A 22058-nucleotide genomic window follows, 5' to 3' on the forward strand; every position below is an offset into this window, starting at 1 on the left:
CGGTCAGGAAAAATGGATATCAGCCTGCTGCCAGAACGTTGCCAGCGTGGCGGCGTTGAGCTGATGCGCGGGCGCCAGCGGCGGCACAGCAGACCATTCCGGTTGCTGATGCAGATCGCGCAGACGGGTAATCCAGACATTTTCTTTGTTACGTACCGGTGTGGCGCAGCCGCGACGCGTCGATGAAACCGTGTCGCTGCATAGCGCCGGAATGCCCGCCGCCTGGTAATGCAGCAGAATTGAATCGTCCTGGTAGCGGTTTTCGTCGTTGTTGAGACGGAACAGCACGGCGAGATGGACCTGTAATCCCTGCAACTCATCGCCCGATACCGGACCCGCAGGATGGATTTCACTCACCGCGTCGAGCCAGCGGGCAGGCGCCTCACCACGCATGATCCAGTCGATAAAACCTGAGGTTTCACCGATCACGCGGGCAAAAAAGCGCACATCCGCCTCGCTCAACGCCTGGGTGTCGCATAACACGCGCAGCCGCGCCGCGCGTGGCACGCTGGGCATCGCCGTTTGCGGCAAGGCGACCAGCGATGGCAGCAGGTGGGCGGCTTGCTTCCGCTTTTGCAGCCACTGCTGTAATTCTTCGCTCCACACCAGCCAGCCACTCAGCCATTGCGTCTGTAACAGTTCCGCGTTCGCCTGTGGCGTGAAGGTGGCTTCCGGCAGGCAATAACTCTGACAACCGGTGAGGCTGACCAGCGACGCGATACGCTGCATTTGCCCCTGTGCCGCCTCCGCCGTAAAGATCAGGATGTCCGGTTGCAGGCGCGCCAGTGCCCACAGCGGTAACGCCTCATACGTGAGTAAGGCGATCTGCTGTTCCTGCGCCATCGCGTTGAGCAGCGCGAGCAACCGCGCGCCGTTCGCCTGGCTTTTGTCTCCCTGGACAAAGGCCACGCGAGGAATATTCCCTTCGCTGAAGGCGGCCCAGATTTGCTTCAGGCTTTCATCCACGCTAAAGGGTTCGCCATACAGCGAGTAACTGCGGTGATAACCGGGATCGCATAACAACTCGCGTCCCCAGCGTTGTTGCAGGATGGCGGCTGCCGCCGAGGCTCCGTTGAATCTGCGCGCTTCGCCATCCGTCGCTACCACGCTATGCGCGGTCCAGATGGCCGTGTGACCGGCCTGCGCGGCTTTCAGGGCAAAGTCGGTTTCCGCCATGGCGAGGTCACGAAAGTCTTCGTCCAGTCCACCCAACTGCTGCCAGCAGCGCTGACGAATTAACAGGCACTGCCCGTTCAGCAGTCGCGCCTGGCGATCGCTTTGCAGATAACCGCTGGCAGCCAGCGAATCCCAGCGTTGCCCCTCGCCAATATGGCCAGCCAGACCGCTATAACCCGCAATCAGGCCGGCAGAGAGAATGTGTTGTTCGGTATGAATCAGTTTCGGGCCGACCAGCGCCACCTCCGGACGCAGCGCGTGGTTCATCAGCGCCGCCAGCCAGTTATCCAGCAGAAAGATCAGCTGCGATTCAATAAAACACAGGAATTCGCCGCGTGCTTCGGCCGCCGCGCGATTACGCAGCGCCACCGGCTGCCAGTCGGATGGCAGATTAATTACCCGAATGCGGGCCGGATCGATGGTCGCCAGCCCGTCCAGCCAGGCATTAAGCGTGCTGTCATCATGCTGATGATTGATCACCAGCAGTTCGGTATTCGGCCAGTTGTTATGTTGCAGCAGGCTGGTGATGGCACGCTCCAGCATGGCCAGCGCGTTGTCCGCCAGCAGAATCAACGATACCTGCGGCAGCGCATCGTGGCCGTAAAGCACGCGCAATGGCAGCCCAGGCTGCGCGTCCACCAGCGCGGCCGGATAGCCCCGTTGATGCAGGCCATGCTCCAGCACGCGCGCGGCATCGGGGTTCTCGCCCGGCTGAGGCTGGGGAAGAATACAGAGTAGGTCCGGGTAGTGCCGAATAGCGGCGGCCCCGGCGCGCAGATAAATCTGCTGCATCAGGGCGAATTCCACCGCCTGCGGATAGTTGTACGCATCATCGAGTCCGCTGTGTAACGTGCTTCGCGCCAGCAAACAGCGTTGCAGATACAGCGCCGGTGACGCGCTGAACAGATCCCAGTCCCAGTTCGGTTTCAGGTGCGGCACCGGTTCGCCAGCGGCATTCAGCCACAGTTCATCGGCATACACCGCCTGTGCATCCGCGTGGCTGGCGAGGAAGTGAGCCAGCACCGGCCAGCTTTCCGCGCTGTAAAAACTGCCCGCCGGGATGCAGTGCAGCCAGTCAAATGACGACTGTGCGACAGCCGCTTTCAGCCAGTGCTGCCAGTCATCCACCGGGATCGCAACGGTATCGGACGGCAGGCCGCTGTCCCGATCGGTAATCACCGCCAGCTGGACGAACGCCGGGCGTTCTGCCAGCGTATCGAGGGTCAGCAGCAGGTGATCGGGTTGTTCAGCGTTGTCCCATACCGCGACCAGGATGCGTGGCGGGGTCGCCAGCGCCAGTCTGGAGCTGAGCGCAGGGGTTAACCGGCGATTAACCAGCCAGTTTTCCAGCCGCCCCTGCTGAAGTTTTTGCTGATGTTGACGCGCCTGCTGCTGAGAGATTTGTACCAGCACCTGCAACTGCTGCTGCGTCTGCTCACGGCGTGTCAGCAGCGTCTCACGCATTTTCCACAGCTCTTTGCGCATCGCCGCCAGCGTCGCCGCCTGATCATCCCAGCAGATGCCGACCGCACCGTTTTCCGCCAGAGTGGCTGCCGTCAGCGCATATTTCTCGTAGCCTGGCGCCGTCAGCGCCACCACCGGACTGCCGCACAAAATCGCCAGCAGCGCGGTACCGGAGGATTCAAAGGTGTAGAAGGTTCGCGCGGTTTTCAGCTTCGCCGCCAGCTGCGTCAGCGTGAGCGGATTTTGCATCGACAGGATCTCAATCCCCGGCGGTAAGGCGGAGAAATCCACCACCGATGCCGGTATACGGTTGAGATAGAGAAGATCGCAGGTTTTTTCCGGCTGGTCGTCCTGAAACAGATCCAGGTCATAAAACTCAATATTCAGGAAGCGCGGATTGGCGTGTTTACCGGCAAATTCCGGGCGAAACCAGAAGAACAGATCATCATGGGCGGCCTCTAACGCGTTGCCATTGAGTACCCCTTCCCGGTTGAGCATATAACGCACCACTACCGGCGCCTGGAGCGGGTTGCCGCTTACCACTTCCGGGTAAATGGCAATAAATAGGCCGCCACGCAGTCGGTATTCCCGTAGCTCCTGGCCGCTGACCATCGGGGTATTCCACGCCGGATTGACGGTGCAATTGACCATCCACGCCTGTCTGCCGCTTTCATTCAGCAGATGACACAACCGGTGCATAACCTGCACGCCAGCCGATGACTCGCGATAGTTTGGCGCGATGATGAAGTAGGGAAAGTTTTCGTCCTGAATGGTCGTCATAGTGGCTAGCGTCTGCTGATCCTGAGGTTGCCAGGCAAATTTTGCTTATAGTAGCCACGCGCTGCGGCAACCAATCCGCAAAACAAAGGGCAAAAAAGGGGTATTTCCCGTTCAGGCCAGCACCCGGTCAGGTGCTGGCCTGCCCGTCAGCCGCGCCAGGCTTTAAGCCAGTTATCAACATGGCTGCCGCTGAGCATCCACTCCGCGTGCACCTGTTTTTTCAGGGCCAGACCGTTTCTTTCGCTTTCATCCAGGTCACTGAGGTGCATACGGATAGCATCAACCCAGTCTTTGAAGCGGTTCTTCACCCGCGTCACATTCAGTTCCGTGTTGCGATAGCACTCCACATCGCTGCACACCACCGGAATGCCGCAGGCACCGTACTCCATCAAACGCAGATTGCTTTTACAGGCGTTAAAGATGTTCTCTTCCACCGGCGCCAGCGCCAGATCCAGATTGAGCGCCGCCAGCGCCGCAGGATAGAGACTGATGTCAACGCCAGCATGATGTTCATGGATGTAAGGACGCAGTTTGTGCGGGCACATCCCCATAAACACCCACTCCACTTCGCCGGACAACGCTTTCACCACATCCGCAATCATCTCCAGATCGCCCTGATGGCTGGATCCACCCGCCCAGCCGACACGGGGTTTACGCCCCTGACCGCGCAGGCTGTGCAGATTGCCCCACCAGTTGACCGGCAGTCGGTTCAGCACCACCTGAATATCCGGGTGGAACGCGGCCAGTGCCTCGGCCAGTGGCGGCGTGGAGACAACAAAACGGTCAAAATAGCTCAGGCTTTTGCGCAGATGCCCGGAAATCTCCTGACTGAAATTGACGCGGTTATAGTGCTTCATCGGCAGGTTCAGGATGTAGTCATCCAGTTCGAAGACTTTGAACATATCAGGCAGCTTACCCGCACGGGCGATCCATGTATGGAAAGCCGGCGCAAAGCGGCGCTGGATGATCAGACTGTCGGGGCGATACTGCACCACTTCGCTAAGATTGAGCAGCGACAGCGACGCATGACCCTGCGCTTTGCCTTCCATCTGCATGGCGTGCAGCGGTTGCATCATGCGGTAGTGACCACAACCTGAGGTATCGGAGTGATGCAGTAGCAGTTGTGGCAAGTCAGCACGCTTAACCGGCTGCCAGCTCGCTTCACTGTCGTTGCTGAGATCAAAATGGCGACTGCGCAGCGACAGATTGGTGTTATAAGCCGGGTCGCGGCCCACCAGCGGCTGCCAGCGCTGCAACAGCTTATCTTCTTCCTGCTGCTTAAGGCCGGCGGCCGATTTTAACGACACCCCGGCAAACGGGCTTTTGCGTTCGGCAGCACGCAGAATGCGGGCGTAAGGCGTCCAGACCGTTAAATAGCCCTGTTCACGGGCACGCAGGCACAAATCCACATCGCTATACAGCGTCTGCGCTTCATCGAAACCATTCAGCGCCGCGAACACCGCAAAGCGCACCAGCATAAAGTCGCCAGAAACCGCGCTGTAATTCTGGTCAAGATGCAGACGTCCCAGCGCGCTGGGGGCGTTGTCGTTGAGGCCACGCAGCACATCACCGACCACGCCGTTAACCCCTAGCACAAAGCCTGCATGGCGGACTTTGTTGTCGGCTGACAGCTGCTTACCGCCAACAATCGCCACTTCCGGGCGCTGGGCATGGTTGAGCAAATTATCCAGCCAGTCGCCATCCGTAACCGCCAGCTCGCTATGCAGGAACATCAGGTATTCGCCCTGCGCCTGCTCTGCCGCCAGATTGCCCATCGCTCCCTGATGCCACTCACCCGCAAAGCGCACCACACGAATACGCTGCGGGTCCACCGTGGCGATGGCGTCCAGCCAGTTGTCACGCTCCGCGCTGGGCTGGTTGTCCGCCACAATCAACAATTCGTAATGCTGATAGCGGGTTTTCTCCAGCAGCGTGGTGACGCAGGTAATCAACGCGGGCAGGCTCTGCCCGGCGAGGATCACGATGGAGACTTTCGGCTGGGCGGCGTGGTTGTAGCGCAGACGGTAGTTGTAGTAGCTGTCGATGGCGATTTCAGCATCGGCATAACCGCGATTCTGTAAGTGGCGCTGGATGATTTGCGCATCCATCGCAATGTCGCGTGCGCGCAGGTGTGCCGTCAGCAACGGTTCAGCCAGATGGCCGACCACATTCAGTCCCTGCGATTCGATCAATTTAACGATCAGATCCAGTTCAGCGGCCTGCGGATAACTGACGTCAAATCCCTCGGCCGCCAGCAGCAGTTCACGGCGGAATAGCCAGTGCTGCGCCATGGTTTTCGGCGAACTGAGCAGCATATCGAGGTTGAAGTCGGGGCGGAACGCCAGGCCAGCAGGCTCCTGGTTAATAAAGAAGTATTCATCGGCATACAGCGCCAGCACATCCGCGCGCGCGTGCAGTGTGGTGGAAAGCGCGATCAATCCAGAGGCATTGAAGCGGGTACCCGCCTCAACAAAGATAAACCAGCCAGCGTCCTGCTCATTGATCAACTGATTGATCACCGCCAGCCGGGTTTCTGCCTGCGCCGGGAACGCCAGCACACCTGCGGTGTTATCCGCCACGGCGCCCACCAGCAGCGGACGCAACGTCAGAAACGGTGAGGAAAACGCCTCGAGGGAAGCCAGCGTCTCGCCCAGTTGGGCGGCATTCTCCGGGGTGACATTGATCACCACCGCCAGGCAAACGCTTTGCGTCACCTCCGCGCTGAGTTGTTGCAGCGCCGCCTGATGTCTGGGCGCCAGCTTGCGCACCGCATTCCAGTGGTAAAGCGTATTGAGGCTGAGCGCGTGATGTTGCAGCTGCCGGAGATTTTGCTGCGTGACGGTAGCCGGTTGCGTCAGCGTGGTTACAGAGACCAGCTCAGAAGGCCCTCTGGCGCTGGTGTACCACGGCGCTTTACACAGCTGATGAATCAACTGTTCACGCGGCAGGCGATGATGCTCATCACCTTCGGTCTGGTGCGGCTGGGGATAAATATCCGATGCCCGCACCGAGCATAACGGCGTGGGAAACCAGACGACATCGCCCTGCGTCAGTAATTTACTGTACAACACCAGCGCAGCGATTTTTGGCTGCGCCTCACCCTCAATGCTGAACAGCGCGTGCGGATCCGGCATCAGCGCCAGCAGCCGATCGCGGCGTATCAGGGTGGCGCAAAGATCGCCCAGCAGGTTGTAGCTCAGCCGACACTGATAGCGCAGCAGGCCGGTGCCGCTGATCACCCCCGCCTGCGGCAGAATGGCCGCAGTGGAAAGGATATCCGGCAGCAGCTCACCAAGGGGATCGATGCGATTCCGTTTGGCGAGCGCCAGCACCGCCTGGGGTGCTGCCAGCAGTCCCGCAAGCAGCGTACTGACGCAGTCGCTGGCAAGAAGATCGCCGAAACTGAGGAGCTTGATATAGTCGCCCTGCGCCGCCTGGATGGCATCCGCAATCACCGTCGGATGATCGGCCGGAAAGGTCAGATGCCTGACCGGGTGGCCCGGCTGGTCGAGGTACGGCTGCAACAGCGCTGGAATAAAGGTTTTGCTGCTGAAGTCAGCGACCAGAATTTCGCAGTGGGGGTGATCCTGCGCCAGTGCGCTGTTCAGCACCTCTTCCAGCCAAACCGGGAACTGCGCCGTGATAATGATGCTGACAAGTGGAGAGTGGTTCATCAGAGGCCCTTTTCTGGCAATAGCTGCGTCGCTGGGTGTAGAGCACGCAGAAAGACGATTTTTCCTCATGGTAAGGGTTTGCGCCGCATTCAATTCGCCAAGCAGTGACAGGATTCTGGCGTTATTCAGGGCAAAAAAAACCCCGCCGAAGCGGGGTTGTCGATAAACAGTGTTAAGGCGATTAGCCTTGCAGCAGAGACAGAACCTGCTGCGGTACGGCGTTGGCTTTAGCCAGCACGGAGTTACCTGCCTGCTGGATAATCTGCGCTTTAGACATGTTTGACACTTCTGTCGCGTAGTCCGCATCCTGGATACGTGACTGCGCTTCCGACAGGTTAGTCGTGGTGTTGTTCAGGTTGGTGATGGCAGAATCCAGACGGTTCTGTACCGCACCCAGGCTTGAACGGTAGGTATCCACGCTTGCGATAGCTTTGTCCAGCAGAGCCAGTGGGTCAGCAGTCGCTGCACCAGAGAATTCTGCAGTCGCGGTGGTTGCACCGCTGGTGCTCAGCTCAACGCTGGCAACGCCGCTGGTCGGTTTAGTCGCGTCCTGGCTGTTAGTCAGTTCGCTCGCAGACACAGCATAGTTTTTGCCCTGTACGGTGGTGTAAGCAGTTACGGTACCGCCGCTGTCTGTACCCACTTTAACCAGCTGACCGCTCTGAGTTGCACCGCTGGTCGCCAGACCGTTAGCAGCATCACCATAAGAGACGTTAACGGTGTTCAGCTCAACTTTACCAGCATCTGCGCCTGAGTTGTCTACAGATACAGAGTAGTTATCGCTGCCAGACTGGACGACATACTGGCTGGTGCCAGAGATCTGGTGCAGAGACAGAGTGCTCTTATCCACGCCCAGTTTAGTTGCCACGTCAGACATATCCACGTCAGTCATCACGCCGGTGCCGGTATCAGCAACCTGAGAGATGGAATCAGTCACATCCAGGCTGTTTTTAGCAACAGAGAAGCCGCTCAGACCCAGAGTTGAAGAGTCAATCTTCTGCAGGTTGATATCGATGGTTTCGCCATCGTTAGAACCAACCTGAATGCTCATTGCACCGTTTTTAGACAGCACGTTCACGCCGTTGAAGGTGGTCTGGCCAGACACACGGTCAATTTCGTCGAGACGTGATTTGATTTCGTCCTGGATTGAAGACAGGTCGGAATCGGAGTTGGTACCGTTCTGAGACTGAACAGTCAGTTCACGGATACGCTGTAAGTTGTTGTTGATTTCTGACAGTGCGCCTTCAGTAGTCTGCGCAGCAGAGATACCGTCGTTGGCGTTACGAGCAGCCTGAGTCAGGCCGTTGATGTTAGAAGTAAAGCGGTTGGCAATTGCCTGACCAGCAGCGTCATCTTTAGCGCTGTTGATACGAAGACCAGAAGACAGACGCTCAATAGAAGTAGACAGAGCAGACTGGTTCTTGTTGATGTTGTTCTGAGTGATCAGCGAGAGGCTGTTGGTATTAATGACTTGGGCCATGATAAATATTCCTGTTAATCAAGTCTTTCGGTTAAGGTGTGGGCTTCAACCCGCCGGCTTCAGCGCCGTCAAAGTTGTTATCGTCTGCCCTTAAACAACCTTTAGATTTTTTTTAGTACCAGGCAAAAATTTTTCTCTTCAGCCTGTCACGCTTATCTTTATCGCCCTGCCCGCTAACTTCTTTAGAGTCAATTGATCACTTTTCTAGCGCCAGAAATACCCTTCTCTATATGCGTTATTCGCTTTATTACCCGTAGGTAAATAATTTTAAACTTTCCCCATTCAACGCCGATAACCCCGGTATTCACTCTCCGTGTCGACATAGAAAGGAAACAACATGGCAAGTATATCTACCCTGGGTGTCGGTTCAGGCCTCGATTTAAGTAGCATTCTGGATAGTCTGGAAACTGCTGAGAAAGCGTCATTAACGCCGATCTCCAACCAGCAGAGTGCCTATACCGCAAAACTGAGCGCGTATGGCACCCTGAAAAGCGCCCTGACAACCTTCCAGACGGCGAACACCGCATTAAACAGCGCCGATCTCTTTACCGCCACCAGCGCAACCAGCAGCTCCACCGCTTTCAGTGCTACCACCTCCGGCACCACCGTCGCCGGTAACTACACCATCAGCGTCTCCCAGCTGGCGCAGGCGCAAACGCTGACATCCGCAACGCAAAGCAGCAACACCGCCACGCTGGGCGATAGCTCTGCCAGCAGCCGCACGCTGACCATTAAACTGGTGGATGGCAGCAGCAAAGACATTACCCTGACCAGCGATCAGACGTCGCTGACCGGGATGCGTGATGCTATCAACAGTGCCGATGCAGGCGTTACCGCCTCCATCATTAAAACTGGTGATAGCACCTACCGCCTGTCGCTGACCTCGAGCGAAACCGGCAGCGACAATGCCGTCAGCAGCATCAGCGTGACCGGTGATGACACTCTGCAAGGCATCCTCGGTTATGACTCAACCGCCAGCAGCAATGTGATGACCCAAAGCGTGGCCGCGCAGAACGCCAAGCTGACGGTCAATAACGTCGCGATTGAAAACAGCAGTAACGAAATCAGCGATGCGCTGGAAGGCATCACGCTGAAGCTGAACGACACCACCACCGGTAACGCCACGCTCAGCATCACCAAAGATAGTTCGAAAGCGAACACCGCGATTTCCAACTGGGTGGATGCTTACAACACCCTGCTGACGCAGTTCGATACGCTGACCAAATACACCGCGGTGGATGTGGGTTCTGATACTCAGGACTCCAGCAACGGCGCGCTGCTGGGTGATAGCACCCTGCGTACGATTCAGACCCAGCTGAAAAGTATGCTGACCAACGCACAAAGCTCCTCCACCTATAAAACGTTGGCGCAGATCGGTATCACCACCGACCCGACTTCCGGCCAGCTGGAACTGGACTCCGATAAACTTTCAACTGCCCTGACCAGCGATTCTGCTGGCGTGAAAGAGATGATCGTCGGTGACGGTACAACCACCGGCATCACCACCACCATCGCCACTAACCTGACCAGCTGGCTCTCTACCACCGGTATTGTGCAGGCGGCCACCGACGGCGTGAGCAAAACGCTCAATGACCTGACGACCCAGTACAACGATATGAGCACGCGTATCGACAACATGGTGGCACGCTACAAAACGCAGTTTACTCAGCTCGACGTTCTGATGAGTTCGCTGAACAGCACCAGCAGCTACCTGACGCAGCAGTTCGATTCGTCAAGCAGCAGCTCCAGCACCAGCAGCTCATCCTCATAAGGAGTGATCATGTATAGCGCAAACGGCACTCAAGCCTATGCCAAAATCGGCGTTGAAAGCGCCGTCATGAGCGCCAGCCAGCAACAGCTGGTGGTGATGCTCTTTGACGGCGCGCTCAGCGCGCTGGTCCGCGCCCGCCTGTTTTTGCAGGATGGCAATATGGAGGGCAAAGGTCTGTCGCTCTCCAAAGCGATCAACATTATCGAAAACGGACTCAAACAGGGTCTGGCAGAAGGCAGCGGTGATGAACTCACCGATAACCTGTTAGGACTGTACGCCTATATGGTACGCCGTCTGCTGCAAGCCAATCTGCGCAATGACGTGGAAGCCATCGAAGAAGTTGAAGGCCTTCTGCGTAACATTGCTGATGCCTGGAAAGAAGTCGCTCAACCTCAACACCTTCAGGACGCCGTTTAATGACTATCGCACCGCATCTGATCGCTATCTATCAACAGCTACTCGATCTCAGCCAGGGAATGCTGCGCCTAGCAGCAGAGGGCGAATGGGATGAATTGATCACCAGGGAAATGGATTACGTCAGTGCGGTGCAACAGCTGGCACGTTCGACGCAGGACGCCGCACCTTCGCAGCAAACCCAGGAGCAATTGCGCCCGGTATTACGCCATATCCTCGACAACGAGAGTGAAGTCAAACGTCTGTTGCAGGCCCGTATGGATGAACTGGCGCAGCTGGTCGGCCAATCATCACGCCAGAAATCGGTGATGAGCGCCTACGCCAAACAAGGCAGCGTATTAGTCCCGCGCGGATCGCTCTGAATCCAGCCCTCGCGTCGCGGCAGCGAAAAGAAATTTTCCTGCCGCTGCGTCTTTTTTGTCGCTTACTCCATACTTGATTGCACATCGTCCCCCCTCTGGAGTGCAATTCATGCCCAATCCCACGTTATTGCAGTTTTTCCATTGGTATTACCCGGATGGCGGCCAGCTGTGGCCGGAAGTGGCGGAAAAAGCCGCGTGGCTCGGTGAGCTGGGTATCACCATGGTGTGGCTGCCGCCCGCCTATAAAGGGGAGTCCGGCGGGTATTCGGTCGGTTATGACACTTACGATCTGTTCGATTTAGGCGAGTTCGATCAGAAAGAGAGCGTCGCCACCAAATATGGCGACAAGCAGCAACTGCTGGCGGCGGTTGATGCGCTGCGCAGTCACAACGTTGGCGTGCTGCTGGATGTGGTGCTGAACCACAAAATGGGCGCCGATGAGAAAGAGGTGGTGAAAATTAACCGCGTCAATCCGGATAACCGTGATGAGATCGCTGATGAAGTGGTGGACGCCGAGGCCTGGACGCGTTTCACCTTTCCGGCGCGCGCCGGTCAGTACTCGCAGTTTATCTGGGATTACAAATGCTTTAGCGGCGTGGATCACATCGAGAATCCCGATGAGAACGGGGTGTTTAAAATCATCAATGATTACACCGCCGAAGGCTGGAACGATCAGGTAGATAACGAGCTGGGCAACTTCGACTATCTGATGGGCGCCAATATCGACTTCCGCAATAATGCGGTGAGCGAGGAGCTGAAATACTGGGCGCGCTGGGTAATGGAACAGGTGCCCTGTAGCGGTTTCCGCCTTGATGCGGTGAAACACATTCCGGCATGGTTTTACAAAGCGTGGATTGACCATGTGCAGGCGGTGGCCCAGGAGCCGATGTTTATCGTGGCGGAATACTGGTCGCACGAGACCGATAAACTGCAACAGTATGTGCATCAGGTGGAAGGGAAAACCATGCTGTTCGATGCCCCGCTGCATATGAACTTCCACGAAGCGTCGAAAGCGGGCAATCAATACGACCTGAGCAAAATCTTCGATGATTCACTGGTGGTGGCCGATCCCTGGCATGCGGTCACCATCGTCGCCAACCACGATACCCAGCCGCTGCAATCGCTGGAAGCCCCGGTCGAACCCTGGTTTAAACCGCTGGCCTATGCGCTGATTCTGCTGCGTGAACAGGGGGTGCCGACGGTCTTTTACCCCGACCTGTTTGGCGCCAGCTATGAAGATGAGGGCGGTGACGGCGAGATGTACCAGATTGAGATGCCGGTGATCCCTGAGCTGCAACCCCTGATCCGCGCGCGTCAGCAGTATGCCTGGGGCGTACAGACCGACTATTTCGATCATCCCAACTGCGTCGCCTTCAGCCGCAGCGGCACCGAGGAGAATCCGGGTTGCGTGGTGATTATGTCGAATGGTGATGAGGGAGAAAAACAGGTGGCGATGGGAGCTGGCTACGGCGGCAAGCAGTGGCGCGATATACTTGGCCACCGTGAGGAGATTATTACGTCTGATGCCGACGGCAACGCCCAGTTCCGCTGCAATGCGGGCAGTGTCAGCCTGTGGGTGGTGACGGAGTAGCGGCACCCTCGCACTCTGCCGCTAACGGCGAGTGCGAGGGTAAATGATTACTCAGCGATCATCGTCGCCGGCTTCATAATCTCTGGCTCGATATTCTGAATCACCGTCTGTTTCTGATCGTCCGTCACCTGCGCCAGCGCCTTCTGGCACTCCACGGTCGGGCGATCCACTTTACGCATCCGCAAACCGTCATAGCGCAGTTCGCCATTTTCCAGTTTCAGCGGCATCACCCGTACCAGGCGCGTCACGTTAACCCACTGGTTATCCAGACGGGTCAGTTTGCCTGGCTTGGCAATCACGCGCTGCCACTGGCGGCAATCCAGCGTATCACCCTCCGGGCTGATAATCAGGCTGCCCAGCGCCTGATCGCTGATGAGCTTGCGCTGCGGGCCTACCGTTTGCCAGTTGCCCTGCAACTCGGCCGGTGCCGGGGTTTTCACTGCCGCTTCATAATTGTTGATTTGCGCACAACCGGTCAGCGCCAGCGCCGCCAGTACCATCCACTTTTTCATCTTCGGTCCCTACACTCGCTTCAATGGCGGCTACGTTATAATTTTTGCCATGCCTTCCGCAAGATATCTGCGTCATCGCGATTAAGTGTTGTCAGTCTGAGGAAAAGATTCAAGCCGGTTAGCGGCACGCCGATAACTACAGCTGGAGTGAAAAGGACCTGCGATAACAATAACAACGCCGACTACACACTCAACTTCGTTTCGGAGAACGCTGTTATGCGATTGACCCTTCACGCGCGTCTGGCATCCATTGTCGGACTGCTGTGTATTTTGTTAATTGTGGCCGCAGGCTGGGGAATTTTGGGACTTCGCGCCGCTGACCAACGGGCGCAAAACGCCTATCAGAATGAATTATTACCGCTGCAATACTCTTCCCGCCTGTACCGCATGGTGCAGGAACAATCCTCCACCCTGTTTGATGCCCTGCGCTACTGGACCGACGCCAGCGAAGTGGATAAACGGCTGGCGCGTATCGCGCAGTATGGCGATCGGATTGGCCAAGATCGTCACACCTGGCAGCAACTGACAGTCGATGCCCAGACCCGTCCCCTCAGCCAGGCCTTTATCAGCCATCTCGACAGCTGGCAAAAAGCCCTCAATGACGCCGGGGCACTGCTGAAAAGCGGCAACCCTTCTGCGGCGCTGGTGGTGATTGAAACCCGTCTGCACAGCGGCAGCCAGCTGCTCCGGCAGGATATTGATCATCTCGATGCGCTGATGCATCAACATGCCGAACATACCTGGCAGCAAAGCAACAGCGCCTATCAGCTGGCGCGCAACAGCCTGATTGTGGTGCTGCTTGCCGGTCTCAGCATCGCGCTGGCGGCGGGCTGGCTGCTCAACCGTTCGATCCGTCGTTCGATTGATCAGGCGTGCGAGCTGGCTGAAGCCATTGCCGCCGGTGAATTGAATCACCGCATCGGGAAAGTCTCGCGCGACGAAATGGGCGAGCTGATGCAGTCGTTGCTGCGGATGGATGTGCGTTTGTCAGAGATCGTACGTGAAGTGGGTTCCAGCGCCGGGGCGCTCAGCGATGCCGCGCGCCAGATGGCCGATGGCAACGATGACCTCTCCGAGCGCACCCATGCGCAGGCCAGTTCGCTGGAGCAGACCGCCGCCAGCATGGAGCAGATGACGGCCACGGTAAAACATAACGCCGATAACGCCGCGCAGGCCAATGAGCTGGCCAGTGATGTGCGCCACCAGGCAGAGCGCGGCAGCCAGGTGCTGCGCGATGCGGTCAGCGCGATGGAGGAGATCGAGTCGTCCAGCAAACGTATAGCCGACATCAACCGCGTGATTGATGAAATCGCCTTCCAGACCAACCTGCTGGCGCTCAACGCCGCCGTGGAAGCGGCGCGTGCCGGTGAACAGGGTCGCGGCTTTGCCGTGGTGGCCGCAGAAGTCCGCCAGCTGGCACAACGTTCTGCGGGCGCGGCCCAGGAGATCAAACAGCTGATCCAGGCCAGCGTCAGCAAAGTGGAGGCCGGTAGCGAGCTGGTGCAGCGCTCGGGCGCGATGCTGGATGACATCAATCAGGGCGTGGCGCGCATGGTCGCTATCGTGGGTGAGATCGCCGTCGCCAGCCGCCAGCAATCGAGCGGTATCGAGCAGGTGAATACGGCGGTGATCCAGATGGATGGCGCAACGCAGCAGAATGCTGCGCTGGTGCAGCAGGCCAGTGCCGCCAGCCAGACCGTTAGCCAGCACGCCGGGCTGCTGGTGGAGAAGATGTCATTCTTCCGCCTACAGGATGGCGGCCAGCCACTTCAGCCTTGAGGAGCTGCATAATGCGCAAATTACTCGCCCTGCTGGCCGCACTGCCGCTGCTGGCACCGGCCGCCACCACGCTGAATATCGCCACTATCGCCAACGGTGATATGACCATCATGCAGCAGCTCTCCAGCCAGTATGAGCAGCAGCATCCAGGCGTAAAGCTGCAATGGCATGTGATGGACGACGGCGCCCTGCGTCAGGCGGTGCTGTCGGCCATGAACAGCGGCCAGGCACAGTTTGATGTGATTACCGTCGGCACCTACGAAGCCCCTCTGTGGGGCGAGAAAGGCTGGCTGGCTCCGCTGAATAAGCTGCCCGCCGATTACGACAGCGACGATCTGCTAACCCCGGTGCGCAAAGCCCTGTCGTGGAAGCAAACGCTCTACGCCCTGCCCTTTTATGGCGAAAGCAGCATGACCTACTACCGCAAAGACCTGTTTGCGGAAAAAGGCCTCACCATGCCTGCCGAGCCAAACTGGAGCGATATCAAACGTTTCGCCGCCCAGCTGACTGACGTGCAAAAAGGCATCTACGGTCTGTGCCTGCGTGGCCAGCCGGGCTGGGGGGATAATGTGGCCTTGCTGACGACCATGGCCAACGCCCACGGCGCGCAGTGGTTCGATGCCAACTGGCAGCCAACCCTCAATTCAGCGCAGTGGCGTGAAACGCTGACTGACTACCTGGCGATGGTGAAACAGGATGGCCCGCCGGACACGGTGCAGAACAGTTTTGGGCAGATCCTGCGTCTCACCGCTCAGGGTAAATGCGCCATGTGGATCGACAGCACGGTTGCCGCCGGTTTGCTGGTCAATCCGCAGATTTCGCTGGTGGCGGATAAGCTGGCGTTTGCCCCGGCCCCCGGCGGCGTGACGCGTAACGGTTCACACTGGCTGTGGTCATGGGCGCTGGCGGTACCCGCCAATACGCCAAACCAGGATGCGGCGGTGCAGTTCATCAGCTGGGCAACCTCACGCCAGTATATCCAGCAGGTCGCGGATACCGTTGGCTGGGGGGCGGTACCTCCGGGCAGTCGTAACTCCACCTATCAGCAGGCCAGTTATCAACGTCTGGCGCCTTATGCTGCACAGGTGCGGGAAGCGATAGAAAGCGCCACGGTAGAACAGCCGACGCTCAACCCGGTGCCCTATCAGGGGGTGCAGTACGTCAGCATTCCGGGCTTTGATCAGATGGGGAATGCGGTCGGGCAGAATCTGGCCGACATGCTGAACGGTAAACTGACCCTCGACGAAACCCTGGCGAAGAATCAGCAGGACGTTACGCGTATTTATCAACAGCGGCATTGATTGGTCGGGGTTCCTGACAAGCCCGGCGGTGCAGGTTACACTAGCGCCCTGAGTTGACCCGCAGGAACCCCGAATGAAAACGCCAGAACAGTATTACGCCCAGGCACGCGAGATGTTTTTCGCCGCCCACCCTGATTTCCAGTCGGCACTGGATGAGCTGTCGGACAACGATGCGGAGCAGGCCGGCATGACGCTGACCGCCCTGCGTCAGTGGCACGCGGAACGCATCTATGCGGCTTTTTTACGTCAGAAGAATCTGGATGGTATGCTGTTTTCTATTCAGCTCGCCGAGCCGGACAAAGCGGTGGCAGCCGAGGCGATTGAAACCTATCTGAAATCCCATGCGACGGCGCTGGGCATGACCTGGGAAGAGTTTTGCATTAAGAACGAACTCTGAATTACGCGTAAGAAATCACGCGACTCTGGTTTAAAGTGGCATTACAGACACACCTCCAACCACTCAAAATGTTCAGGATAAAGTTGTACAACATTAAAAATGCTGTATAACTTAACCTACGACTTCGGTCGTAGATTGTCCTTGAACGAATGGTGCTGTTGCACCGCCTCTGGAGGTGTTGCTGGATTTCCACCTCCAGAGGTCTGTTTTTTTTCTTACTCTTCCCGCTCAATCGCTTTGACTTCCACGTAACGCGCCACCGCCAGCAGGCGATTGATATGCGTCAGCAACAGATCCACATCTGACTGTAAAAACTCCTCTGATGAATGGGATGCCGTGACGATCGCATCCTGTACCGTGTCGCTGATGGTCAGCGAGTTATCCTGTTTTGCCTGAATCAGCAGCGCGGCAACCAGCAGTGATTGCGCTTCTACCTGCGCCATCAGTTCCTTCGCTTCTACATCCATTTTTGCCATCTTGAGCAAAATATCGATTACCAGCTGTCGCATATTTATCCCCCGGAATATAAAAGTGCCCTATCGTGACGATGTTGAGTATTAATGCAAAATCCCTGTTGCGCTGTGAGCGCCAATAAAATTTTCAGCGAAGCGCACTCTGCCGCTTGATACTGTTTTTATTTACAGTAATATGACGCTCTGTTTGCTTAAAGGAATGCCCTGATGTTTGTGGAGCTGATTTACGACAAGCGCAACGTGGCGGGATTACCCGGTGCGCGTGAGATGATTTTGCAGGAACTGGAAAAACGCGTGCAGCGGGTGTTTCCGGAAATCGAGGTGCGGGTCAAGCCGATGGAACGCAATGCGATCGAGACCGACATGAGTAAAAACGAGAAAGCCACCCTGGCACGCATCATCGAAGAGATGTTCGATGAAGCCGATATGTGGCTGGTGGCCGACTGAGCCACCAGCGCCCACCGTACTTAGCTTTCCTGCTCGCTATGATTAATGGCGATTTCCAGATCCTGAATCGCCTGATCAATATCGTCCAGCAGTTTGCCCTGCTTATTGATCAATGCATCGAAACGCCCGGCATACTCTTTGTCTTTGTACTCACCGGCATCAAAGGCCAGCCAGTGACTGGAAAGGGTTTCGGTGTTGGTCTGCGCGTAGTGACGCATCTCTTTTAGCTGTGAGGTGACATCACGCAGGTAGTCAGTTTTGGTTTTGATTGCCTCTGAATCACTCATGCTATGTTCCTTTTCACGAATATTGCCAGTTAAAATAACGTCCGAGTGATTAAAGGTAGTAGAAAATAGCGAAGCCGCATTAGGAATAATCGGAACTGTTGCTGTCGTTGCCGATGGCTGCGCCGGATAAAAATAAAAAAGGGGCATCGCTGCCCCTGGTAATACGCGTCCGGCGGGTTACAGATATTTTCGTGCCAGCGCGACCAGTTCATCCTTCGCAGCGACACCCAGCTGTGCCACGCCGGTTTCGACAAAGCTCAGCGCCTGCGCAAAGTCTTTCACTCCCGCGGTGATATCCTGGGTGACGGCATCACTCGCCGTGGCGGTAGCTGGCTGTGCCGCAGGCGCCGCAACCGATGTCGCTGGCGTAGAAGCCGTCGTCGCTGACGCAATGCTGTTAGCAAAATCATCCGCTGGCGTGCTGGCTGTCGTCGGGGCGGCAGCATTGCTCGTTGCCGCCGTGTCAGCTGGCGCAACCGTCGCGCCAGGAGTGGTGGTGGTAGTTTGATCGATAATTGATTGATCGCTCATAATTTTCTCCTCTTTGGATAATAAAGACCGCAGACTGCCGAAGCTGGCTGCAATCCGTTCGGTAATGCTCATCGCCCACCTCCTTCACGCCGTGCGCCGGGTTGCCCATCGCTATTTACCTGCTGCTTTACCTTGTCGGCGGTTTTATTTGCCGTCCGGTCTGGCAGGCCATCAAGCTTTCTCTGCAACACCGTGACCTGGCTGGTCAGCTGATCCACCTTGGCTTCGCGCCGGTCAGCGATGGCGCGATACTCGCGCCGGATATCCTCAACCCGTCGATTGGCGCTGTTGCTGACATAAAGAAAAAGGATCGTCATCGCCACACACAGCAGTGACAGTCCCATCAGCAAACCGCCCAGCACCAGGTGGCGACGATGATTTTTCGCCGCAAACTCACTATTTATCTGAACCATCGCTACTCTCCCCCAGGGTGGCTATCAGTTGATTTACCTGGCTGCGAAACTTGTCGCTCTGATCGGCTTCAGTCATCGCCAGCAGAATGCCAAGCGCGTTTTTTATCAGCCGCAGGTCAGTCTCCAGCGATGAGATGCGGCGCAGGTTTCTGTCATGGCGGACGCGCAGATCATCATTCTCCTGGCGTAGCAGCGCATGGCTCTCTTTGAGCAGCATCACCTGCTCTTTGTAGCTGGTGATAATTTCCCCACCGGCACGGTTGCTGGTAACGATCGCAGCGATACCCGCCATTAAGGGTTTCCAGAACAATGCCGCCGCACCGCCACCGAGCAGCAGCGCACCGACGCTGGTGACCAAACTACTCTCCATGCCCCACCTCTCATCGCTGGCAAGCATTGCGGCCCGGAGTTCGTTACCCGCCCTTGCCATAACAGCGGCTAACGTCTCAAAATTTAAGTTTACTTTAATTAATGGATTTAAGTATACTTAAGTCAATCAATCGGGAGTTGTCAAGATGATGAAAAAAGAATCAGCAGGTGAGCGCATCCGCGCCAGACGTAAGCAGCTGCAACTGACACAACAGGCGCTGGCAAGCCGTATCGGCGTGTCACATGTGGCTGTATCACAATGGGAAAAGGAAGAAACGGTACCACGCGGCGAGAACCTGCTGCGGCTGGCTGAACTGCTGCAATGCACTGCCGCATGGATTATCGATGGTGACGGTGAAGTGTTCAGCGCCCCGGCGCGGATCAGCCAGCTGGCCACGGTGCCATTGATAAGCCTGACACAAGCGATCGACTGGCAGACGGAACAGCGACTGGCGCTGATCCAGCAGGCTCAGCGTTTTCTCTATACCGACGTGAAAGTCAGTGAGCAGGCGCTGGCTGTGGTACTGAGCGATAACGCCATGCTGCCGGATTATCGTCCGGGCGATGCATTGATATTCGATCCCGCCCTCGCCCCCCAGCCAGGAGATGTAGTATTGGCAGTGGCTGATGGACAGCCGCTGGTACGTATTTTCCGCCTGCTGGCGCAGCAGGACGACGAACAAATTTTCTCGTTACGGCCACTGAATAACGATTTTCCTGCATTACAAACGTCATCAAACAGGCTGGATATTATTGGAACTTTAACGGAAATGCGGCGTTATCGTGGCTAAATGCCTGTACGCAAAAAACCCGCACAGGGGCGGGTCAAGTAAGGCAAAAACTACGGCAAAAATTACAAGACGTCGGTCAGATGATCGACGACAACCCTTCCGTTTACATCGGTTTGTGTAATGCGGTAACTGACGTTATATGAACGCTGGATGCATAATTTATCAAACAGCGACACTCGACCTTTATGCTCGCCATTCACGCCAACGATATGCCATTCCGTAATATCTTCCTGACCGCGGTTATTGAGCTTTTGCATACCCTGTTCTACTAAGCGATCGCTATCATCAATCTTCAAATAATCACGCAACATTGTACTCACCTCCCGTTAACGAAGGTCACACTACGCTTTTTATTTGTCGTTTCAATCTAATATTTTTATCGATAGTCCTGTTACGACATGAAGCAGAAAGGATCCGACTTGACGAGGCAGATTCCCGCGATTCGACCTGATCAATGCCACAGACCGTCTTTCCCGATAAAATATTTACGCCCGCGACATTTCCCTGACGGCTCTGGTAATGTAATTTCCACAAAAACAATGCTGTGGAACCTGCCATGCTCTCAACCGTCCTTTATCGCAGCCACCTGTGTGACCACGTCCCGGTGAAAACGCTGGAAGATATGGTGGCAAAAGCCAACAAAAAGAATGAATTATCAGGCGTCACGGGTATTTTATTGTTCGACGGACTGCACTTTTTCCAGTTGCTGGAGGGACCGGAGGAAGCGGTTCACCACATTTACGAACGTATCTGTAAGGACGCACGCCATCAAAACCTCGTTGAATTGCTCTATGACTATGCCCCGTCGCGCCGTTTTGGCAACGCCGGTATGGAGCTGTTTGACCTGCGGGAGCATGATAAAGCCACCGTATTACAGGCCGTGCTGAATAAAGGAACATCCCGCTATCAGCTCACTTTTGAAGATCGGGCATTGCGCTTTTTGCGCACCTTTGTCGAAGCCAGAGAGAAAGAAAACTACTTTGAGATTCCCCCGGCCAATACCTGGGAATTTATCGCCGACGAGCAGGAAAATGTGGTGATTGATGTCATCCCTGATGCGGCGACATTGTGCCATTTTGCCTTCCAGCCAATTATCGATCCTTTCTCACGCGAGGTGCTGGCACTGGAGGCGCTGATTCGCAGTACCGAGGGGGAGTCGCCCCAGACCTTTTTTGCCCCCTATAACCGTGAACAGATTTACGAGGTCGATCTCAAATCCAAAAGTCAGGCGTTTAAGCTGGCACGGCAGTTCGCCATTCCTGGGCTGACGCTCTCGATTAATTTGCTCCCGATGTCATTAGTAATGGTGCCAAATGCCGTGGAATATCTGCTGACGGAGATTGCGGCCAATGGTCTGGTACCGGAACAGATTGTGGTGGAAGTGACTGAAGATGAAGCCATATCACGCGCAGAGGAATTTACCGCCGCCATTAAACAACTCAAGGCAGCAGGTATCAGCGTGGCGCTGGACGATTTTGGTGCAGGCTTCGCCGGTCTGTCGCTGCTGACAAAATTCCAGCCGGATAAAATTAAAATCGACCGCAACATCATTCAGGATGTGCATAAAAGTGGCCCTAAACAGGCGATCGTCCATGCCATTATTAAATGCTGTGCCTCGCTGGAGATCTCGGTGATTGCCGAAGGGGTGGAACAGCCCGAAGAGTGGATGTGGCTGGAAGCCGCGGGCATCAGTAAATTCCAGGGCTTCTTATTCGCCCGTCCGCAGCTGAATGGCATTCCCGCAGTGGCGTGGCCGGAGATAAAGTAACATCGGGCATTTGTAGCAAGGGTTGTTTCTCAACAGGTATGATTCCATTCATGCTATTTCTAAACGTCATACCTGCCGCTTTGGCCTGCCACGATTATGTGATGGGCCATAATGTTTAAATTGTTACCGCCAGTTTGCCGTTCTGCAATACCCTCTCCCCCGCACTGGCAAATTATCACCTTGTATTGATTAGTGATTCTTATAGTAATTTTTTGCCGGTTCAGCTCATCTCCCTCCTCAACTCAACGTTCATGAGATACCCCCTGGTTAATATTTGT

General features: G+C 56.2%; 20 protein-coding genes. 10 read left to right on the top strand and 10 right to left on the bottom strand.

All coding sequences use genetic code 11. The annotated features are described in order from the left end of the window. Positions 1–3: 3 nt before the first annotated feature. The 3 genes from AC6I8V_RS12120 to AC6I8V_RS12130 form a co-directional block, all read right to left on the bottom strand. The gene (locus tag AC6I8V_RS12120; RefSeq protein ID WP_497842505.1) at positions 4–3420 is read right to left on the bottom strand and encodes a glycosyltransferase family 2 protein; all 3417 of its coding nucleotides are present in this window, start codon (positions 3418–3420) and stop codon (positions 4–6) included. A 146-nt stretch (positions 3421–3566) separates the two neighbouring features. Beyond that, positions 3567–7094 carry a glycosyltransferase gene (locus tag AC6I8V_RS12125; protein ID WP_497842506.1) on the bottom strand — a complete coding sequence of 1176 codons (3528 nt, stop codon included), beginning with the start codon at positions 7092–7094 and terminating at the stop codon, positions 3567–3569. A 181-nt stretch (positions 7095–7275) separates the two neighbouring features. Continuing rightward, positions 7276–8574, bottom strand: a complete 1299-nt coding sequence (locus tag AC6I8V_RS12130) for a FliC/FljB family flagellin (RefSeq protein WP_497842507.1) — start codon at positions 8572–8574, stop codon at positions 7276–7278. A gap of 337 nt (positions 8575–8911) precedes the next feature. Between AC6I8V_RS12130 and fliD the strand changes: the two genes are divergently transcribed. From fliD to amyA, 4 genes are all read left to right on the top strand, one after another. Beyond that, positions 8912–10345, top strand: a complete 1434-nt coding sequence (fliD, locus tag AC6I8V_RS12135) for a flagellar filament capping protein FliD (protein ID WP_497842508.1) — start codon at positions 8912–8914, stop codon at positions 10343–10345. Between the two features lie 9 nt (positions 10346–10354). Next, positions 10355–10762 carry a flagellar export chaperone FliS gene (gene fliS, locus AC6I8V_RS12140; RefSeq protein WP_021182881.1) on the top strand — a complete coding sequence of 136 codons (408 nt, stop codon included), beginning with the start codon at positions 10355–10357 and terminating at the stop codon, positions 10760–10762. After that, positions 10762–11121 (top strand): flagella biosynthesis regulatory protein FliT, encoded by a 360-nt coding sequence (fliT, locus tag AC6I8V_RS12145; RefSeq protein WP_497842509.1) that lies wholly within the window; start codon positions 10762–10764, stop codon positions 11119–11121. The genes fliS and fliT overlap by 1 nt, the downstream gene beginning before the upstream one ends. Positions 11122–11230: 109 nt before the next feature. Beyond that, the gene (amyA, locus tag AC6I8V_RS12150) at positions 11231–12712 is read left to right on the top strand and encodes an alpha-amylase (RefSeq protein WP_497842510.1); all 1482 of its coding nucleotides are present in this window, start codon (positions 11231–11233) and stop codon (positions 12710–12712) included. 47 nt (positions 12713–12759) lie between these two features. On the opposite strand, the gene yedD is transcribed toward amyA, so the two are convergent. Next, positions 12760–13224 (bottom strand): lipoprotein YedD, encoded by a 465-nt coding sequence (gene yedD, locus AC6I8V_RS12155; protein WP_497842511.1) that lies wholly within the window; start codon positions 13222–13224, stop codon positions 12760–12762. A gap of 216 nt (positions 13225–13440) precedes the next feature. Here yedD and AC6I8V_RS12160 point away from each other — a divergent pair, with 216 nt between their 5' ends. From AC6I8V_RS12160 to AC6I8V_RS12170, 3 genes are all read left to right on the top strand, one after another. After that, the gene (locus AC6I8V_RS12160) at positions 13441–15003 is read left to right on the top strand and encodes a methyl-accepting chemotaxis protein (protein ID WP_497842512.1); all 1563 of its coding nucleotides are present in this window, start codon (positions 13441–13443) and stop codon (positions 15001–15003) included. 11 nt (positions 15004–15014) lie between these two features. After that, positions 15015–16304 carry an ABC transporter substrate-binding protein gene (locus AC6I8V_RS12165; RefSeq protein ID WP_497842513.1) on the top strand — a complete coding sequence of 430 codons (1290 nt, stop codon included), beginning with the start codon at positions 15015–15017 and terminating at the stop codon, positions 16302–16304. 73 nt (positions 16305–16377) lie between these two features. Next, positions 16378–16701: a DUF6388 family protein gene (locus AC6I8V_RS12170; protein ID WP_497842514.1), complete on the top strand. Its 324-nt coding sequence runs from the start codon at positions 16378–16380 to the stop codon at positions 16699–16701. 215 nt (positions 16702–16916) lie between these two features. On the opposite strand, the gene iraP is transcribed toward AC6I8V_RS12170, so the two are convergent. Then, the gene (iraP, locus tag AC6I8V_RS12175) at positions 16917–17210 is read right to left on the bottom strand and encodes an anti-adapter protein IraP (protein ID WP_497842515.1); all 294 of its coding nucleotides are present in this window, start codon (positions 17208–17210) and stop codon (positions 16917–16919) included. Between the two features lie 171 nt (positions 17211–17381). On the opposite strand from iraP, the gene AC6I8V_RS12180 reads away from it, so the two are divergent. Continuing rightward, a complete protein-coding gene (locus AC6I8V_RS12180; protein ID WP_084875590.1) occupies positions 17382–17621 on the top strand; it encodes a DinI-like family protein in 240 nt (79 codons plus the stop codon). A gap of 20 nt (positions 17622–17641) precedes the next feature. On the opposite strand, the gene AC6I8V_RS12185 is transcribed toward AC6I8V_RS12180, so the two are convergent. The 4 genes from AC6I8V_RS12185 to AC6I8V_RS12200 form a co-directional block, all read right to left on the bottom strand. Then, entirely contained in the window at positions 17642–17908 is a 267-nt protein-coding gene (locus AC6I8V_RS12185) for a hypothetical protein (protein WP_497842516.1), read from the bottom strand. A gap of 177 nt (positions 17909–18085) precedes the next feature. After that, a complete protein-coding gene (locus AC6I8V_RS12190; protein WP_497842517.1) occupies positions 18086–18439 on the bottom strand; it encodes a hypothetical protein in 354 nt (117 codons plus the stop codon). A 68-nt stretch (positions 18440–18507) separates the two neighbouring features. After that, the gene (locus AC6I8V_RS12195) at positions 18508–18852 is read right to left on the bottom strand and encodes a hypothetical protein (protein ID WP_497842518.1); all 345 of its coding nucleotides are present in this window, start codon (positions 18850–18852) and stop codon (positions 18508–18510) included. Beyond that, positions 18836–19222 (bottom strand): hypothetical protein, encoded by a 387-nt coding sequence (locus AC6I8V_RS12200; protein ID WP_497842519.1) that lies wholly within the window; start codon positions 19220–19222, stop codon positions 18836–18838. The genes AC6I8V_RS12195 and AC6I8V_RS12200 overlap by 17 nt, the downstream gene beginning before the upstream one ends. Before the next feature lie 145 nt (positions 19223–19367). Here AC6I8V_RS12200 and AC6I8V_RS12205 point away from each other — a divergent pair, with 145 nt between their 5' ends. Beyond that, positions 19368–20012, top strand: coding sequence for a helix-turn-helix domain-containing protein (locus tag AC6I8V_RS12205; protein WP_497842520.1), 645 nt, complete (start codon positions 19368–19370; stop codon positions 20010–20012). A gap of 62 nt (positions 20013–20074) precedes the next feature. Here the strand turns inward: AC6I8V_RS12205 and AC6I8V_RS12210 are convergent, their stop codons facing one another. Continuing rightward, entirely contained in the window at positions 20075–20323 is a 249-nt protein-coding gene (locus tag AC6I8V_RS12210) for a hypothetical protein (protein ID WP_497842521.1), read from the bottom strand. 245 nt (positions 20324–20568) lie between these two features. On the opposite strand from AC6I8V_RS12210, the gene AC6I8V_RS12215 reads away from it, so the two are divergent. Then, positions 20569–21780 carry a diguanylate phosphodiesterase gene (locus tag AC6I8V_RS12215; protein ID WP_497842522.1) on the top strand — a complete coding sequence of 404 codons (1212 nt, stop codon included), beginning with the start codon at positions 20569–20571 and terminating at the stop codon, positions 21778–21780. Positions 21781–22058 lie beyond the last annotated feature (278 nt).

The sequence above is a fragment of the Pantoea sp. X-Soil-TKNS-1207 genome (genome assembly GCF_059730485.1).

Excerpts from the sequence above, each read along its gene's own strand:
- fliS (WP_021182881.1), top strand. The coding sequence starts at position 10,355 with ATGTATAGCGCAAACGGCACTCAAGCCTATGCCAAAATCGGCGTTGAA.
- AC6I8V_RS12205 (WP_497842520.1), top strand. The coding sequence starts at position 19,368 with ATGATGAAAAAAGAATCAGCAGGTGAGCGCATCCGCGCCAGACGTAAG.
- AC6I8V_RS12125 (WP_497842506.1), bottom strand. The coding sequence starts at position 7,094 with ATGAACCACTCTCCACTTGTCAGCATCATTATCACGGCGCAGTTCCCG.
- AC6I8V_RS12185 (WP_497842516.1), bottom strand. The coding sequence starts at position 17,908 with ATGAGTGATTCAGAGGCAATCAAAACCAAAACTGACTACCTGCGTGAT.
- AC6I8V_RS12165 (WP_497842513.1), top strand. The coding sequence starts at position 15,015 with ATGCGCAAATTACTCGCCCTGCTGGCCGCACTGCCGCTGCTGGCACCG.
- AC6I8V_RS12130 (WP_497842507.1), bottom strand. The coding sequence starts at position 8,574 with ATGGCCCAAGTCATTAATACCAACAGCCTCTCGCTGATCACTCAGAAC.
- AC6I8V_RS12190 (WP_497842517.1), bottom strand. The coding sequence starts at position 18,439 with ATGAGCGATCAATCAATTATCGATCAAACTACCACCACCACTCCTGGC.
- AC6I8V_RS12210 (WP_497842521.1), bottom strand. The coding sequence starts at position 20,323 with ATGTTGCGTGATTATTTGAAGATTGATGATAGCGATCGCTTAGTAGAA.
- fliT (WP_497842509.1), top strand. The coding sequence starts at position 10,762 with ATGACTATCGCACCGCATCTGATCGCTATCTATCAACAGCTACTCGAT.
- iraP (WP_497842515.1), bottom strand. The coding sequence starts at position 17,210 with ATGCGACAGCTGGTAATCGATATTTTGCTCAAGATGGCAAAAATGGAT.
- AC6I8V_RS12215 (WP_497842522.1), top strand. The coding sequence starts at position 20,569 with ATGCTCTCAACCGTCCTTTATCGCAGCCACCTGTGTGACCACGTCCCG.
- amyA (WP_497842510.1), top strand. The coding sequence starts at position 11,231 with ATGCCCAATCCCACGTTATTGCAGTTTTTCCATTGGTATTACCCGGAT.
- AC6I8V_RS12200 (WP_497842519.1), bottom strand. The coding sequence starts at position 19,222 with ATGGAGAGTAGTTTGGTCACCAGCGTCGGTGCGCTGCTGCTCGGTGGC.
- AC6I8V_RS12160 (WP_497842512.1), top strand. The coding sequence starts at position 13,441 with ATGCGATTGACCCTTCACGCGCGTCTGGCATCCATTGTCGGACTGCTG.
- yedD (WP_497842511.1), bottom strand. The coding sequence starts at position 13,224 with ATGAAAAAGTGGATGGTACTGGCGGCGCTGGCGCTGACCGGTTGTGCG.
- AC6I8V_RS12195 (WP_497842518.1), bottom strand. The coding sequence starts at position 18,852 with ATGGTTCAGATAAATAGTGAGTTTGCGGCGAAAAATCATCGTCGCCAC.
- fliD (WP_497842508.1), top strand. The coding sequence starts at position 8,912 with ATGGCAAGTATATCTACCCTGGGTGTCGGTTCAGGCCTCGATTTAAGT.
- AC6I8V_RS12180 (WP_084875590.1), top strand. The coding sequence starts at position 17,382 with ATGTTTGTGGAGCTGATTTACGACAAGCGCAACGTGGCGGGATTACCC.
- AC6I8V_RS12120 (WP_497842505.1), bottom strand. The coding sequence starts at position 3,420 with ATGACGACCATTCAGGACGAAAACTTTCCCTACTTCATCATCGCGCCA.
- AC6I8V_RS12170 (WP_497842514.1), top strand. The coding sequence starts at position 16,378 with ATGAAAACGCCAGAACAGTATTACGCCCAGGCACGCGAGATGTTTTTC.